General features: G+C 60.4%; 13 protein-coding genes. 2 read left to right on the top strand and 11 right to left on the bottom strand.

The window, feature by feature from the left end; translation table 11 throughout:
* Position 1: 1 nt before the first annotated feature.
* Positions 2-1189 carry a dicarboxylate/amino acid:cation symporter gene (locus SJQ66_RS05865; RefSeq protein WP_320534078.1) on the top strand — a complete coding sequence of 396 codons (1188 nt, stop codon included), beginning with the start codon at positions 2-4 and terminating at the stop codon, positions 1187-1189.
* On the opposite strand, the gene SJQ66_RS05860 is transcribed toward SJQ66_RS05865, so the two are convergent.
* A protein-coding gene (locus tag SJQ66_RS05860; RefSeq protein ID WP_320533580.1) for an IS5 family transposase occupies positions 1164-1981 on the bottom strand; the annotation gives its coding sequence in 2 pieces (ribosomal slippage) (positions 1164-1633 and positions 1633-1981; 819 coding nt in all). The genes SJQ66_RS05865 and SJQ66_RS05860 overlap by 26 nt on opposite strands.
* Before the next feature lie 267 nt (positions 1982-2248).
* Between SJQ66_RS05860 and SJQ66_RS05855 the strand changes: the two genes are divergently transcribed.
* Positions 2249-3322, top strand: coding sequence for a threonine aldolase family protein (locus tag SJQ66_RS05855; RefSeq protein WP_051504541.1), 1074 nt, complete (start codon positions 2249-2251; stop codon positions 3320-3322).
* A 396-nt stretch (positions 3323-3718) separates the two neighbouring features.
* Here the strand turns inward: SJQ66_RS05855 and SJQ66_RS05850 are convergent, their stop codons facing one another.
* The 10 genes from SJQ66_RS05850 to SJQ66_RS05805 form a co-directional block, all read right to left on the bottom strand.
* Complete coding sequence (locus tag SJQ66_RS05850; RefSeq protein WP_024904171.1) at positions 3719-5134, bottom strand: FAD-binding oxidoreductase; 1416 nt, start codon at positions 5132-5134, stop codon at positions 3719-3721.
* A gap of 2 nt (positions 5135-5136) precedes the next feature.
* Entirely contained in the window at positions 5137-5679 is a 543-nt protein-coding gene (locus SJQ66_RS05845) for a permease (RefSeq protein ID WP_320534077.1), read from the bottom strand.
* A gap of 35 nt (positions 5680-5714) precedes the next feature.
* Entirely contained in the window at positions 5715-6812 is a 1098-nt protein-coding gene (locus tag SJQ66_RS05840; RefSeq protein WP_024904173.1) for an ABC transporter permease, read from the bottom strand.
* Positions 6805-7821, bottom strand: coding sequence for an ATP-binding cassette domain-containing protein (locus SJQ66_RS05835; RefSeq protein WP_253463935.1), 1017 nt, complete (start codon positions 7819-7821; stop codon positions 6805-6807). The genes SJQ66_RS05840 and SJQ66_RS05835 overlap by 8 nt, the downstream gene beginning before the upstream one ends.
* Positions 7818-8948: a TauD/TfdA family dioxygenase gene (locus SJQ66_RS05830; RefSeq protein WP_024904175.1), complete on the bottom strand. Its 1131-nt coding sequence runs from the start codon at positions 8946-8948 to the stop codon at positions 7818-7820. The genes SJQ66_RS05835 and SJQ66_RS05830 overlap by 4 nt, the downstream gene beginning before the upstream one ends.
* Positions 8949-8952: 4 nt before the next feature.
* The gene (locus SJQ66_RS05825) at positions 8953-9615 is read right to left on the bottom strand and encodes a class I SAM-dependent methyltransferase (protein WP_024904176.1); all 663 of its coding nucleotides are present in this window, start codon (positions 9613-9615) and stop codon (positions 8953-8955) included.
* A gap of 31 nt (positions 9616-9646) precedes the next feature.
* Complete coding sequence (locus SJQ66_RS05820) at positions 9647-10828, bottom strand: citrate/2-methylcitrate synthase (RefSeq protein WP_036010905.1); 1182 nt, start codon at positions 10826-10828, stop codon at positions 9647-9649.
* Between the two features lie 61 nt (positions 10829-10889).
* A complete protein-coding gene (locus tag SJQ66_RS05815) occupies positions 10890-12737 on the bottom strand; it encodes an acyl-CoA dehydrogenase (RefSeq protein ID WP_046152103.1) in 1848 nt (615 codons plus the stop codon).
* Entirely contained in the window at positions 12734-13843 is a 1110-nt protein-coding gene (locus SJQ66_RS05810; RefSeq protein WP_024904179.1) for a hypothetical protein, read from the bottom strand. The genes SJQ66_RS05815 and SJQ66_RS05810 overlap by 4 nt, the downstream gene beginning before the upstream one ends.
* The gene (locus SJQ66_RS05805) at positions 13840-15444 is read right to left on the bottom strand and encodes an acyl-CoA ligase (AMP-forming), exosortase A system-associated (protein WP_253463939.1); all 1605 of its coding nucleotides are present in this window, start codon (positions 15442-15444) and stop codon (positions 13840-13842) included. Before SJQ66_RS05805 ends, SJQ66_RS05810 begins: the two co-directional genes overlap by 4 nt.
* Positions 15445-15463 lie beyond the last annotated feature (19 nt).

Below are 15463 nucleotides of genomic sequence, written 5' to 3'. Positions count from 1 at the left end.
CATGATTCGGCAACAACGGCGCCCCATCGCGCTACCGCTGCAAATGCTTATTGGCTTGGCTTTAGGGATGATTTTTGGTTTTGTGCTGCCACATTGGGCGAAAGCGATCGAGCCAGTGGGTGCGGCCTTCGTACAGGCGGTCAAGATGGTGATCGTGCCGCTGGTATTCACGGCGATTACGCTGGGTGTGTATCAGATGGGAAACCAGACACGCGCGCTTGGCCGTGTCTCTGCGATCAGCCTGGCGTATTTTTTCATTGCCACCTTGCTTTCGATCGCCTTGGGGCTACTACTTAACGGTGTGTTTCACCCCGGCATGGGTGCGAATCTCGCTGATGCGGCCACGCCGGCGAAGGCTATCGCGACATCGATCGACTGGACAAAGTTCTTCCTGGATATGATTCCCACGAATATCGTGGTCGCTATGTCCGGCGGAAATATGCTACCGGTGTTGGTGTTTTCTGTCTTGCTCGGTCTTGCACTGGCCTCCATCGGTGAGCGGGCGCTGCCGTTGGTGAACGTTCTGGATGCATTGATGGCCAGTGTGTTCAAGATCACCGCGTGGGTCATCGCGCTGTCGCCTGTCGCGATTTTCGCAATTGTCTCCTGGTTGTTCGCGAGCAAGGGGCTTGCAACGCTTTTTGCACTCGCCAAACTTGTGGCGGTAATGTATCTCGGATTGGCAATTCTGCTGCTCGTTTTCTTTGGGATATTGCGCTTGATCGGCGAAAAGCCGTTGAAGACGGTCAAGCAGATCAGCGAGCCGTTTTTGTTGGCCTTTGCCACGCGTTCCTCGGAAGCCAGTCTGCCGTTGCATCTTGAAAAGCTGATCGCAATGGGCGTTCCGAAAGCAGTGGCATCGGTTGTCCTGCCGCTGGGCTATGCGTTCAATCGTGACGGTTCCATCATGTATTTCGCGCTGGCCGTGGGCTTTCTGGCGGATGCCTACCATGTGCCGATGGACTGGCATATGTTGTTGTCTATTACGATTGTGACAACGCTCGCCAGCAAGGGCAGTGCCAATGTGCCGTCTGGTGGTCTCGTGGCCGTGGCGATGGTCTTGTCGACGATCGGCGTGCCGCTGGAAGCACTTGCCGTGATTGCCGGCGTGGACGCCTTCCTGGACATGGGACGCACGGCTATGAATGTCTTTAGAGGCCGTTTCAAAAAGACTGCTCGGCACGTCTGAAGATGTTCCAGCAGACGAGCGCGCAACCAAGTTTAAGGAATGCCTCGTGAATGTCGGCTCGACGCTCGAAGCGAATGCGAAGACGACGAAAATTGTGCAGCCATGCATGCGTACGCTCGACTACCCAGCGGAATTTGCCGAGTCCGCTGCCGTGTTCCGTACGGCGCCTAGCGATCACCGGTTCGATATCGCGCGCACGAAGCCGCTCGCGATGCGGCTCAGAGTCGTATCCACGATCTGCGTAGATGACTTTGGGCTTGCGAAGCGGTCGACCGCGTACGCCGCGAATAGGCGGGATCGCGTCGATGAGCGGCAGCAACTGGGTAACGTCGTTGCGATTCGCGCCAGTCAGGATGGCACTGACGGGGACGCCAGTGGCATCGACGAGGATGTGATGCTTCGAGCCCGGTCGCGAGCGATCGGTGGGGTTCGGGCCAGTTTTTCGCCCGCCCCAACGGCTCGCACCGAAGATGAATCGGCCACCGCCCGTGAGAAATCGAGTTCGCCGACCTCGCGTAACTTCGCGAGCAGCAGTGCGTGCAACGCGCCCCACACGCCGACCCTTTGCCAGTCGCGCAAACGCCTCCAGCAGGTCGGCCCGGAGCCGAATCCGAGTTTGGTCGAGAGGTCACACCAGCGTATCCCGGTCTTGAATACGAACAAGATGCCGTTCAGTGCAGCCCGGTTGGAAACCGGGAGTCGTCCTGGGTATTTCTTGCGGCGTGGCTTTGGCGGAGGCAGCAAAGGTTCTATCAATGCCCACAGTTCGTCATCAATGATCGGTGCACCCATCACCTTGGTTCCAGTTGTTCAGATGACCAAGGTTAGCAGTTTGACGAAAAGGTTAACAGCCCCCCTCGCGGTCTTTTTGAAACGGTCTCTTAGTAACACAGTGGCGGTGAAACTTGTCATGAAGTTCGCCGGGATCCCTTACGATGCGCCCGAGCCGATCCCATCCGTATCATCCAATCCCTTGGCCCCCGCCATTGCGCCGGCGTCGCTGGGCAAGTAAGCCCCCTTGTATCGAGGGGACGGCGGTAGATGAACGATTGGAAAACAATGACTGAGATACTTGACAATACCCCTGTACCCGTCGGCGCCATCAGCCACGACGGCATCGTCGATCTTCGCAGCGATACGGTGACGCGACCGACTGACGCCATGTGGGAGGCGATGAAGACCGCAACGTTGCGGGATGACACGCTTGAGGGTGATCCGACCGTGGCCTTGCTCGAGCACGAGGCAGCCCTGACGCTAGGGAAGGAAGGCGCTCTGTTCGTGTGCAGCGGTACGATGGGCAACACGATTGCAACATTGGTGCACGCGCCACGCGGTGGCGAAGCCATTGTCGATGCGCACGCGCATATGGCGCATTCTGAGGGTGGTGCGCTATCGCGGCTTGCAGGATTGTTCTGTCGGATGGTGCCGTCGACGCGCGGCGAAATGGATCTGGCCGTACTCGCGGATGTGGCACGCGGTGGCTTTTCACGCTATGGCGAACCGACGGCGATAATCGCGGTGGAAACCACACATAATGCATCCGGTGGGTATGTACCATCCATGCACTATATGCAAGGGATTGCGTCGCTGGGAGCCGAGCGCGGCATTGCGATCCATATAGACGGTGCTCGCTTGTTTAATGCCGCTGTCGCGTTGCGGCAACCCGTCTCGGCATTGGCTGGATGTGCGGACAGCGTCACATTCTGCTTGTCCAAAGGTCTGGGCGCGCCGATGGGCGCAATTCTCGCGGGCGATGCTGACTTTATTTTGCGCGCACGGACCCTGCGGCGCCAGGTCGGGGGCGGCTTGCGTCAGGCGGGCATCATGGCTGCGGCCGGACTGGTGGCGTTGAGAGAGATGCCCGCGCGTTTGCAGGAGGATCATGACCGCGCCCACCGCCTCTGGAACGGGCTGGCACATACGAATCGAATCGAACGGGACGATATCGCGCCACAAAGTAATATCGTTCGCCTGCGTGTTCCGGATGGTCGGGCCGAGGCCTATTGTCAACGCCTGGCCACGGCGGGCATCCTGGTCCGCGCCAACGGTGCGCATGCGATCAGAGTAGTGACGCATCGTCATGTCACGAATGCTGGCATCGATCAAGCGATTCATGCCTTCCGGGCTTTGTAGTCGACGTTGCGTTGGACAGCGCGTTTCATCGGTTACCGGCTCCATTTTCCCGCTCACCTTGCCTGCGCTTACCCCTCTTATGGGCCGCGCCGCCTATTTGCACCAGAGCCCGAAGAAAGTCAAACAATCCTTGGGGGCATCGTCACGCGTCGCACAGTAATGATCTGGTTTCAACACGGCCTGGACCCGAAGGAGACATTGAGCCACGCCGTCTGGATGACCGCTCTCGGCATCAGTGGACGGTTGCCTGTTCCCGAAGTCCGACCGCATTCAAGCCCGAACCACGACACACCGCTGGCGTATCGCCTGCGTTTAGAAAGCGATTCAACCACTGCCGTTATTGCTAGAACCGAATGGTCTTAAGAAACCGGGCAGATCACCGCGTCCATCGCCTTCTCAATACTGGACGCGCCCGACAAGCGCGTGAGGGTCGAGCGCCCGCTGGACTATGCCGGACGCAACCTGTACTACGGGTGGCACGAATTTTCGGTAATAAGCCACATTACCGGGGCCAATCCCGTGTTCTGCACTAAAGCTACCACCATGCCGAAGTACCCTTTGATAGAGTTCTCGTCGTAATACGATTTGCCGCATCGGTCCGTATTGCTCGATGAGGGCCAGTGGTATCGCAATGATGAGATGACAGCCACCGTCACCGAAATGACCGAACTCGTAATAGCCCAGCGACGGATGTTGCGCGGCAAACCATTGCGCTGTTTCGACAAGAAACGGTGCAAGCGCACCCCGCGTGAAGGATATATCGAATGACAAAGGCAACGCATCTTGCGCGACTGCGAGTGGCAAACTATCGCGGATGCGCCAGAAGCGTTCGCTTTGTGCAAAGACAGCATCAAGGACTGCATGATTGTCGACGAGCGCTTCTACCACCTCAAGCGCACGGGCCTCAAGGAGCGAATCGAGGCCAGGCATCCCACTCGCGATCTCGACAAGTACAAAACATGCCGCGTCACTGTCGGCAAAGGGTGTGGTGATATGAGGAAACGCCGCGGCGACGCGCCTCAGCGCGGTCGCCGAGATGAATTCGTAGGCGGACAGCAATTCGCCGAACGCCGCCTCGAACGCCATGAGCGAGCTTGTCGCCGCTTCGTACGATGCTAGCGCGATGAGCAATGTATGCGATGAACGCTCGATCGGCGCGAGTGAAAACGACACGGCACTGATGAGGCCGTTCGCCCCGCCTGCGCCAATAAATAGCTGCTTCAGGTCCAGCCCGACATTATTCTTGCGCAATGCCGCAAGCAGATCTAGTACGCTGCCGTCACGATCCGCGAGTACGGCTTCCACACCGAGCACATTGTGTCGTGTACTGCCATACTTGACCAATCTACTGCCCCCCGCATTCGCACCGACCAGGCCGCCCACACAGGGGTCACTCCCGAGATCGATCGGCAGGCACAGTCCGGCGGCTTCAACATGCCGGTTCACTTCGGACAGGAGTGCACCCGCTTCGACCGTAATGCTACGATTCACCCGATCGAAATGGCGGATTCGTTTCATCCGTGTAAACGACACGACACATTGCGCACCGCTTCGATCCGGGATAGCGGCGCCGGTAAGGCCGGTTCGCTCGCCTTGCGGCAATAGCGTGACGCGATGCGCGACGGCGGCACGCACGAGTGCGCTCAGCTGCGCTACGCTATCAGGCAGTGCAACACCGAGCGCGTTCCCCTGGTAGTGCATGACATCGGTGAGGTATGGCGCGCACGCCTCGCCGGTCAACCACGCACCCGGGGGCAGCGCTGCCGCAAGCGCGTGGTTGGCGGACCGCGCGGTGTCGAAGGCGGTACCCATTCTTAGCTGGCCGCTACCGCTTGGCGGCGCAGCCGGCCTCGGACCAACACCAACGCGAACAGCGGTACGACGCCTCCCAGAATTGGGCTATGGCGCATCAAAATCGAAACCGCCAGCGCCACGAGCGTCACGGCTATCATTACCATCGATAGAAAACGCGTACGCTCCCGATCGGCGGCGGCGCAGTCGATAAAGCCGCCGTTATTCCACACAGTCTGCAGAATACCCACTACGAGCACGCACACCAGCACGGCGGCCGGCCCGAGTTCTTCTCCCCACAGGCGACTTGCCGCAGCGGAAGTAAAGGCTAGCACGCCCCCAATCACCAGATAGAGATCGACGCCCAGCGCGATGCTGTTGCCCTTGTGGCGACGCAACAGCCACAAACCGTGCAGCACCGCCAGTACACCTCCGATAAGAAACGCGTGCGTCCAGCGCTCGTCAGGTTCTCCTGGCCCAAGGCGACCGTAGAACAGAAACACGATGGCGGGCAGGAGATTACTCAAGTGAGACAAATAGTTGGTAACGGGGTTATGCGATTTCATCAAGGTCCTCCTTCGGATAAGACATGCAATAACGTTTATGCGTCGTGCCAGCGGAACATGCGCGCGGCAAGCAGCATGAAAATCAGTGTGCTCACCGCCATGCCGAACAGTTGCGGCAAGAAACTGGCATAGTGCCCACCGTCCAAAAGTACGCCGCGCAATGTCACGGCAAACTGGTTAACCGGAATGAATTTAAGGCCGTCCTTCAACCATTCAGGAGCGCCGTGCATTGGAATCGTCAGATCGCTGAGGAACAGCAGCGGGTAATAGGTGATGTTGCACGCCAACTCCGCCGCCGCGAGCGACTTCGCGCGGCTCGCCAGCAACACGCCGAAACTGAGCACCATCGCCGCGCCCAGCGCCACGATAGGAAGCGCGCGCAGTCCAGCACTGCTCCACAGCGGTAGCGCGATACCGAAAGCAAGACGCGCGACCAGGAACAGCACGATCGCGGAAAGCGCCATCATGATCATCCGCGCGGTGATCAACGCGGCCAGAAATACGAAACGCGACACCGGAAAGCATACGTAGAGCTTGAAGGTGTTGCGCTCGCGCAGTGCTGCGATGGCGGTAGCGGTGGAATTTAGGCCAATCGTCATGAACGACATCACAAGAATGCCTGTAACAAAGAACATGCCGTAATTGAACGGGCGTTGAAAGGGCACGGTATTCTCGAACCGCACAAGGTCGGCGGAGACAATACCTTGTTGCCGTGCGGCGCACCGCGCAAGCGCCATTTCTATCAGCCGCGCTGCCGCCTTCTCCACGATCGGGCCATTGAAGTCATAGCGGACGATCGACGGTTCGCCGAGGTGCGCGCCGAGTCGAACGATGACGGCATTGGCACCAGAATTGCTCCCGCTCACAAAGCGCACCTTGATCGCATCGCTGCGCGTCAGGCTATCCGTAATCTCGGCACGACAGGCTGCGCTATAAGTCGATTCGCCCGTACCCGAAGGAAGCGGGGTGAATGCCACCTTGACCTCGCCGAGCGAAGAGCCGGCACCACCGAACGCGAACAACATCACGCTCAGCAGGAATACCGGAAACGCCAACGTCCAGAATAGCGACGAACGGCTCCGCAAGAACCCCAGCAATTCGTTGCGGACCAGTATCGCAAATACATTAATCATGACGAAGTCCTTCAGTACACAGACGCAGCAGATCATTGTCGGTGGTAGGCGAGAGCTCAAGGTGCTGAATGCGCTGCTCGCCGACCAATTGTTGTACGTACGGATGCAGCGTGGCGTCGCCGAATACTTCGAGCACGAGCGGTTGTGGCGTACGTACGCCGACTACACCGTCTAGCACTTCGAGCCTCTCCCGCAACGCCGCCGCCTCTCTGTCGTCGCGGCAATAAAGGAGTGCGCGCGCCTCACCAACCAGCGTGGCTTTCAGCACATCTTTCTGTCCTTGATAAGCAATGCCGCCTTGCTTGACCCAGACAATGTCGTCGACAGCGGACAGATCTTCACCGGCATGGCAGATCATTGCGACGCTGGTTCCTTCCGGACGGTCGCGCAGCAGATCCGATACGACGCCGGTATAACGGCGGTCTAGGCCGGTGAATGGTTCGTCGAGTATCAGCAGCTCAGGGCGATGCGCCAATGCGACATACAGGTCTACCCGCTGGCGCTGCCCTTTCGAGAGTCCGCGGCAGGGCTTCCCGATCAGCTCGTCCAACGCGAGCGCCGCGGCGACGGCGGAATCCTGTTTACGATACATCGCGCGATGCAAGTCGACGATCTCGCTGACCTTGGTGTGATCCGCGTACTCGACTTTTTGCAACTGCGCTCCCAGCCGCCGCAGCGCGGAGGGATCGGCAAGAAATTGCCGCGTGGGCATGCCCAGAATCTGAGCGCCCGAACCACGGTTGTGCCGGAAACCGAGCAGCGCTTCGAGCAGCGTGCTTTTGCCGGCACCGTTCGGACCCACCACCGCTGTAATCGCCCCTTTGCGGAAACGCACGTTCGTCGCGCACAAATGGAATTGGCCAGCACTGACGTCGATCGAATCGGCGCTCAGCGCATAATCGTGTACACGATCGCCGTGGCCAAAATCTGCGCCGAAGAGGCGCCATGCGTCAAATGATTGCCAAGGAGCGAACGCAAGGCGCAACGACGTAAAGAAAGACTTCGTCATGATCGGGTATCCGGATAGTCGAGCAGCATGACGTGGGTCTGACGCGTCCCGCGATAGGGATTGCGGCCATGCGCGGTCAACAGGTTATCGATCACCAGCACGTCGCCCGTACGCCACGCGAAGGCGACCTCCTCATGGTCCATCGCGTCATATACGGCAACAAGGTCGTCGTAAGGCATCTCCGAACCGTCGCCATAGCGGATCTCGTACGGAAATGCGGCACGCGTACCGAACACTCGCTGGAGCTGGCGGTAGCTGAGATCGCCCATTGAACGCGGATTCGGATGTTGCGCGCTGGCCTGATTGAACCATACGATGTCGGCGGTGCGCGGATGCGCGACCATGGCCGGGCCCACGTGCGAGACGGTGATGCTGCCGTCGTCAAGCCATGTGCAGCCGAGTTTGCGCTCCGCGCACAACCGCTCCACCTCGGTGCGCTCGGTGGTGTCGAAAGCCTCGTCCCACGGCCGGTGATATTCGGCAAAAAGTGGGTTTTGGTGAGTGCCGTCGCGACGCTGTGGCGGGGCAAAGTTGCGCAGATACATGACGCCACGCGCGGAGAACCGCTCTCGCACGGTGGCAGGCAGACGCGCGGTGACGCGCCGCATATCGCAGATCGGCGTCTCGCCTCCGGCTTCGGCAGGCACGGAACAGTAAAATGCAAGCAACCGCGGATAGGTCGCCATGTAGGCCATTTCCTGATGCAGGCCTATCTTGAACGGTGGCGGCATCCGCGTCGATTCATACACTTGGTCGGCGATCGCCTTGCGCGGCGCGGCGCCGGCGGTGTAGCCATGCAAATGCGGTGGATAGAGTGCGCCCAGCGTGCCGAACGAGGCGGTATCGGGAACAGCGAATCCGCGCCACAAGATTGCGCCGTATTCGTCGAGCAACGCACCGATGATATCGAGACGCTCGCCATACCACGCAACGAATGCAGTGCTCGAACTTGCCAGCACCGGGTCGCGCGGGCTCACGCACAATGGGAGCGTGCCACACTCCGCGAGGTGCGTACAGATTACATCGCGTGCGCCGAGGCAATTTGCGGCATGTACGAGGCGCGTATCGGCGTAATCGGTGGCGTGGATCGAATCCACGGTGATCCGGCGCGGAGTAGATGCGTTCATGATGTCAGACCAGCGGTGGTTTTTTCAGCAGGATCTCAAAGCCGAGCGCGCCGAGTCCTGTGCTGGGACTGTAAATCGTTGCGACGTCCGCGAGGCCAGCGTCATGGACCAATGCCTTGGCTTCCGCTAGCGTGACCTTTTCCTCAACGTGAGTCGGCGGATAATCGGCTGCCGCCCGCATCTGCGTGAAGCGATCGAGTAGGGCTTGCGGCGCGTCGCGACGCATGTCGTGCACCAGCGCTATACCACCCGGTGCCAACACGCGAAACATTTCGCGCAGGCTTAATGCCTTATCCGGCAGATGATGCAGCGTTGCTCGGCCGACCGCCATCGTCAGGGTGCCGTCCGCGAGCGGTAGCGCCAGCGCATCGCCGACTTTCATCTCTATGCGTTCGGTTAATCCCAGTTCTTGAATGCGTGGCATGCCTTCGTCCAGCATTTCCGGATCAAGGTCGATGCCGATGAAGCGCCACGCGTGCATCGCCGGATCAGTCGCGAGGCGCACCGGCACGACGCCGGTGGCAGTACCGATGTCAGCGATATAGCCTGGCGTCAAATCGCGCGCTAGCTGGCGAATTCGACTTATAAACAGTAGATCCCAAGGTTCCAGGGTCTCGGTGGCGAAGCGGTCGTAGTCGTTCGCGGGGCGTAGATTCTTGAGTAGCATGTATTGTCTTGAATGAACGGGAAAAAGAAGGTCACAACCATCCGACAGGAACGGCGGCCAACAATTTGCGCGCGGTCGCACTGTTGACGCCGAACGCCGGGCGTTTGCGTCGCTCCACCGCATGCGCGGCCATTGCCGCGATGCGCGAGCACAAGCCAATGCCGACGCCCCAAGAGGGCACGATCACCCCGAGTTCAAGCAGCGCGGCGGCGGTCAGAAAATCGATGTTTGGATTCAGTTGCTTGCGCTGCGCCGCCCGGACACAACACGCGTCATACAGCGTAAGAAACGGACCACTGAAGCCCGCATCAACGAACAGCCCGCGCAAATGCGGGGGCCGTGGATCGGCGACAAATAGCGGATGGCCGAAGCCGAAGAGCAAGGTCCCGTCGCTGTCGAGGGCACGATCGACCGCGTCCGCGCCCACGCGTTGCAACCCCTCCGGCAGGTATTGCAACGCTGTGTGGGAAGCAGCGAGCGCTTGTAGCCAATCAAGCGCTTCACGGGCGGCACCAACGTGTGCCGGACCGCTCGCCATCAAGCCCGCCGCAATCGCCTGGGTCAGCGTCACGCCTGTGCCGATTGCGACGCGCGGCACAAGCACCGTCGGCGTGATGTAACCAAATCCCGCATGCCACGCGACAAGCAAGGCATCCATCACGCGCACAGCCTGTGAATCGTGGCGCGTCGCGCCACTCAATACCAGCATCCGTTGCGCGTGGGTCATGCCCGCCTCGATCCGTTGCGCGCCACGCGATGCCGCGAACGGCCTACCGTTGATCGCCGCATGCAGCAAGAACGGCGCGACGCTGGCGCACACCAGCAGCGTGTCGAGGTCCGCATCGTCGAGTGACGCGCCGGATGTATCGGCAAGCGTATCGTCGAGACCGCGTAACAGACCCGCGGCGGCGGCAAACACCGGTTCGACCCCTGCTGCACCGAGCTGTGCCGCCAGATCTTGCGCCGCCGAGCCTTGCGCGAGACAAACGCCGATCGCGGCAAGACGCGCGCCGATCGCGGCTTGCTGCACGCCGTCTACCTCCCGGTCAAACCACAGATGGGCAATCGCACCCTCGAACGTCGTCGTGCCGATCAGATCGTTGAGGTTCTTGTCTCGCACCCACAAACCTTCGGGCGCGAGCGTTGCGCCATCGATCTCGGTACCGCGATGGCGCGAAGCGGGGCGACCCAACAGGTTGCGCGGTGCATCGATTGCCCCGTCGGCGTGTTTGGCGGGTGCGACGATATCGGGAGTAGCGATGAACTCGTTCATATCACTCCACCTGGACAAGTTCATCGCTGCTCACGCCGATGGCCGCCTCGCCGATCGACGCTATCGCCCGCGCATGCTGGTCCACGAGCGGCAGCACGTTGGCAAAGAAGTAGCGCGCGCTCTTATATTTACCGCGATAGAACGACGCCTCTGCCGATTCCGCTTCGGCATCGAGGACGGCCAGACGCCGGCTCGCAATGCACGCGGACTCCAATAGAACCCATGCGGACGTAACCAGCCCGAACATGTCGAGAAAACGCGTATAGAACTGGCTGCTGCGATGCGTGTGGCCGTCCTGCACTTCTTGCGCGATATGTGCAAGCGCGACTTCGATCTGATCAGCACCGGCGCGCAACTGCTCGAACAGAGGACGCAGATCGGCGTCGGTGTCACTCTGGCTGCAAGTCGCAAGGAAAACGTCAAGTTCGTCGCGGTAATAGCGAATCAGGCGCGAGTTGCGCCCGAAGCCGAGCTTGTCGCGCACCAGATCTTGCGCCTGGATGTAGTTGGTGCCTTCCCATATCGACAGAATCTTCACGTCGCGCGCGTTTTGCTCGACGGGACTTGCATCGGTATAGCCGAGACCGCCATGTACCTGGATCGCGGTTTCGCAGATGCGCCACGCTTGATCGGAGATGAAGGCCTTGCAGATCGGCGTCAGCAACAATTGCAGCTTGCGGTGTTTTTCAATTTCCGACGGATCCGCGCCGGGCGTCGTTTCAAGAATCGCCGCTCGCGTGGCGGTGGCGGCCAGCTTGCCCAGCAAGCCGCGGCAGCCGTCGACGCGGCTCTTCATGTCGAGCAGCATGCGTTGCACATCTGCGTGCTCGATGATCGCGACACGCGCGGCATTGGTATTTGATGCGCGTTCGATCGGTCGGCCCTGCAGCCGATGACTGGCATAGTCGACGGCATGCAAGTACGCGCTCGATGCGACGCCGACCCCGAACATGCCGGTGCTCATGCGCGCCTGGTTCATCAGTGGCATGAGTTGCAGCAACCCGACGTTACGGCGACTGCCAAGCAGCCAACCGCGCGTCGTGCCGCTCGAGCCAAATATCAGATGGGTGTTCGCGCATCCTTTCAGACCCATCTTGCGCGGCAGGCCGGCACAGGTGATGTGGTTCGATGTGAGTTCGCCGGTACGCTCGTCGGGCCAATAGCGCGGCACGACCAGACAGGACAGCGCGAATGAATCCGGTGCGGCGGTGTCGATGCGACCAAGCACGAAATAGAGCGTGTTTTCAGTTAACTCGTGCATGCCCGCCGAGATATAGACCTTCTCACCGCTGATCGCGTAGACATCTTGTTCGAGCGGTTCCGCGCGCAACGCGACCGCGGTGAGATCAGTGCCGGCTTGCGGTTCGGTGGCACAGAAACAGGCATCCCAGCGATAGCTTTCCAAGGCAGGCATGAAGCTTTTCTGACGCGACGTGCCGTGCATCTTCAGTAGCTTGATGGCCGGGCGTGTGAAGCCGCCGTATGTCATGAACGACGGATTGGCGCCCATGAACATCTCGTAGATCACTTGCGTGACGATGGGGGGCAGGCCATGCTCGGTACCAAACAGCGTATTCGACCACTCGTCGCGAAAGCGCGCCCACAGCGCATGGAAATGCGAGGGGATCTGTACTTGGCCGTCTTCGAGAAGGTGGCACCCTTCTATATCAGACATCTGGTAGCTGTTGCCGAGATCCAATGCGAAATCCCGGGCTCTTTCGAGCAATGCGTCGAAGTGCTCCCGATCATGGGCACTGTAAGGCCCTTGGCCAAGAAAGCGCCGATCCACCTCGAATAGTTCCCAAAGGAAAAAGCGCAGCTCGCGAAGACTGACTTTATAAGTGCTCATACGGTACTTCCTTCGATGTCGAGTACAACACGAAAGCCTCCAATCACGTCGAATACCGCGGCCGCTGCAGCGCCGTGCAGCGCGACGTCCCAGACCAAGGCAGTACGACGTTCCGCGCGATCGAGCGAAGAGGCCAGACGCAGCAGCGAGACCATTGAATCCGCGGAAGACAGATGGCCGCCGAGGTCGTGTCGCACCAGACATTCGCGCGGCACGGCAGTCATGTCCGCGACGTGCACGGCAAGTGTCGGATCGATGCCGGGTGCGACGAACCAATCGATTTCATCTCCTTTTAACCGTGCGTCTTCGAGCGCGCGGCGAATCGCGCGGGCGGCGAGCGGCGCGAGCGCGTCGCGCACCGCGGCGGAACTGCTCGCCCAGGGGTCAGTGATCGCGTCGCCAAACTCAACGGCGACACTGCGTGGACTGCCCCAGACGTTGCAGTTAGACATATCGGTGGCGCGGCGCACCAGAATCGCCGCGGCCGCATCGCTGTAGCCGACCAGATCGCCAAACTGGCGGAAAAACGGATATAGCCACTTATCGCTCAGGATCACCAGCGCTTGGTCGTCGTCGCCGAGCAGGCCTTCGAGCAGTGTCAATGTCGAGTACATGCCGAGCGTGCCATTCTGGCCCAAGGCCAATGGCAGCACATGATTTAAGCCTAGTTCATATTGCATGCGCCCCACCACCGAGTCGCCTATCGCCTCGTTCAACGCACAACTGGCAAGCACGATGTGCGTCGTGCGCGCGAACTGTCCGGAGCCGAGCTGGTCGCGCAAGTCGATCGCCGCGTCGGCCGCGAGATCAGACAAGCTGCGGCCCGGAGGCGCGATGCGCAACACCGGCCGTCCATTCGGCTTCAGATGCTGTATTTCCTGGTCGGTAATCTTGCCGATGCCACGCGGGCGGGCGAAGTGCGCCTGCGGCAGCAACAGGTGCCGGTAGCCAGGATGGCGCTCCTGTGCCTGCACATCGCTAAACGCGTTGGACGGCGGCAAAACGGCAACACCTCCCAACATCGCCAATCTGCCGTTTGCGGCGAGCCCCGATTGCGATCGATATGCGTCGGCCGATGCGGGAGTATCAAGCATGAGAACGGTCATGCAGTGCTCTCCTCTATGTTTGATGGAGTAAATACGTTGTTATGGCGTGCCTTCAGCGCAGGCCGGTCAATCTTGCCGTTAGGGTTACGCGGCAGCGTGGTTTGCAGGTCAACGATAAGCGGCACCATGTAGCCGGGCAGCGTTTCGCGACACGCACGGATGATGTCGGCCCGTGCCGCGTCGGCATCGAGCGTGGACACCACGCAGGTCGCGATCGCTTCGCCGAGCGCCGGATGCGGGACGCCGAACGCGGCGGCTTCACGAATGTGCGGCAAGGCGAACAGCAAGTCCTCGATTTCGGTCGGACTGACGCGATAGCCGGAAGTCTTGATCATGTCGTCGCTGCGGGCCACGAAATACAGGTAGCCCTCCGCGTCGCGCCGCACGAGGTCACCCGACCAGACAGCAAGGCCCGAGCGCGGAATCTGTTTGTGCATGCCGGGAAAAGGCCTGAAACGGTGTTCGGTAAGTTGCGGCTGGTTCCAATAGCCGAGTGTGACGAAAGCGCCGCGGTGGACCAACTCGCCGGGCTCCTCTGGATCGCATTCGCTGCCGTCTGGACGCAGCACGAGAATCTGTGCATTCGGCACGGCCTTGCCGATCGAGTTCGGACGCGCGTCCACATCGGCAGGCGAGAGATACGTAGAGCGGAACGCTTCGGTCAGCCCGTACATCAAATACGGATCCGCACTCACGTAGAGGGCGCGCAGGCGGCGCAACAACGGTGTTGCTAGATGCCCCCCCGTGTTGGCGAAACGCCGGATCCGAGTGCGTGCCGGGTCGCTCCAGGAGACCGAGGCCAGTTGCATCCACAGCGGCGGCACGCCGGTAATCGAGGTGACGCCTTGTGCTTCGCAATAACGCGGCACATCCGCAGCCTGCAAGAAATCGAGCGGCGTGTAGCAGGCGCCCGCGATCAATGCGCTGGTCAACTGACTGAGGCCGGCGTCGAAGCTCAACGGCAGCACGCCCAGAATCACGTCGGTATGATCGAGGTGCTGATACGACGCGACGCTGTATGCACCTGACACGAGATTGCGTTGGGACAGCACGACGCCTTTCGGCTTACCGGTTGAACCGGACGTGTAGAGGATCGCCGCGGGATCGTCGTCGACTGCCGACAGCGGGCTCCAGCGGTTCCGGTCTTGCGGAACCGCACCACTTGTATCCACGCTGCCAGCCGCCTGCGTCAGCTCTGCGAGTGCTTCGATCAGCAGCACCTTGGGTACGTCCGTCTCCGTGGTCAGCCACGGCATGCGCTTTAGCCGCTGCGCGCCGGTGATAAACAAGATTGCGCCACTGTCCGTCAGGATGTGCCGGATCTGCGCCTCCTTGAGTTGCGGATTGATGGGTACGAACAATGCGCCGACCGCATTGACAGCAAGAATGGACACCACTGTTTCGTATTGCTTCGGCGCATAGATGGCGACGCGGTCACCGACCACAACGCCTTGTGCTCGCAGCGCACCGGCAACGCATAACACCGCATCCGCGAGTTGTGCATACGTCACCTCGCGCTGGCCGTCGGCGTAAGCGAGGTGTTGCGGCCAGCGACGGACACCGTCTTCGAGCACATCGGCGATACCGATCATGGGATTCATGAACGACTCCTTGAAATGC

Source organism: Robbsia andropogonis (assembly GCF_034047095.1).
Classification (GTDB): domain Bacteria; phylum Pseudomonadota; class Gammaproteobacteria; order Burkholderiales; family Burkholderiaceae; genus Robbsia; species Robbsia andropogonis.
The sequence above is the reverse complement of the archived record's forward strand: the minus strand, read 5'-3'. Positions and strand labels throughout refer to the sequence as shown.

Excerpts from the sequence above, each read along its gene's own strand:
- SJQ66_RS05865 (WP_320534078.1), top strand. The coding sequence starts at position 2 with ATGATTCGGCAACAACGGCGCCCCATCGCGCTACCGCTGCAAATGCTT.
- SJQ66_RS05855 (WP_051504541.1), top strand. The coding sequence starts at position 2,249 with ATGACTGAGATACTTGACAATACCCCTGTACCCGTCGGCGCCATCAGC.
- SJQ66_RS05850 (WP_024904171.1), bottom strand. The coding sequence starts at position 5,134 with ATGGGTACCGCCTTCGACACCGCGCGGTCCGCCAACCACGCGCTTGCG.
- SJQ66_RS05845 (WP_320534077.1), bottom strand. The coding sequence starts at position 5,679 with ATGAAATCGCATAACCCCGTTACCAACTATTTGTCTCACTTGAGTAAT.
- SJQ66_RS05840 (WP_024904173.1), bottom strand. The coding sequence starts at position 6,812 with ATGATTAATGTATTTGCGATACTGGTCCGCAACGAATTGCTGGGGTTC.
- SJQ66_RS05835 (WP_253463935.1), bottom strand. The coding sequence starts at position 7,821 with ATGACGAAGTCTTTCTTTACGTCGTTGCGCCTTGCGTTCGCTCCTTGG.
- SJQ66_RS05830 (WP_024904175.1), bottom strand. The coding sequence starts at position 8,948 with ATGAACGCATCTACTCCGCGCCGGATCACCGTGGATTCGATCCACGCC.
- SJQ66_RS05825 (WP_024904176.1), bottom strand. The coding sequence starts at position 9,615 with ATGCTACTCAAGAATCTACGCCCCGCGAACGACTACGACCGCTTCGCC.
- SJQ66_RS05815 (WP_046152103.1), bottom strand. The coding sequence starts at position 12,737 with ATGAGCACTTATAAAGTCAGTCTTCGCGAGCTGCGCTTTTTCCTTTGG.
- SJQ66_RS05810 (WP_024904179.1), bottom strand. The coding sequence starts at position 13,843 with ATGACCGTTCTCATGCTTGATACTCCCGCATCGGCCGACGCATATCGA.
- SJQ66_RS05805 (WP_253463939.1), bottom strand. The coding sequence starts at position 15,444 with ATGAATCCCATGATCGGTATCGCCGATGTGCTCGAAGACGGTGTCCGT.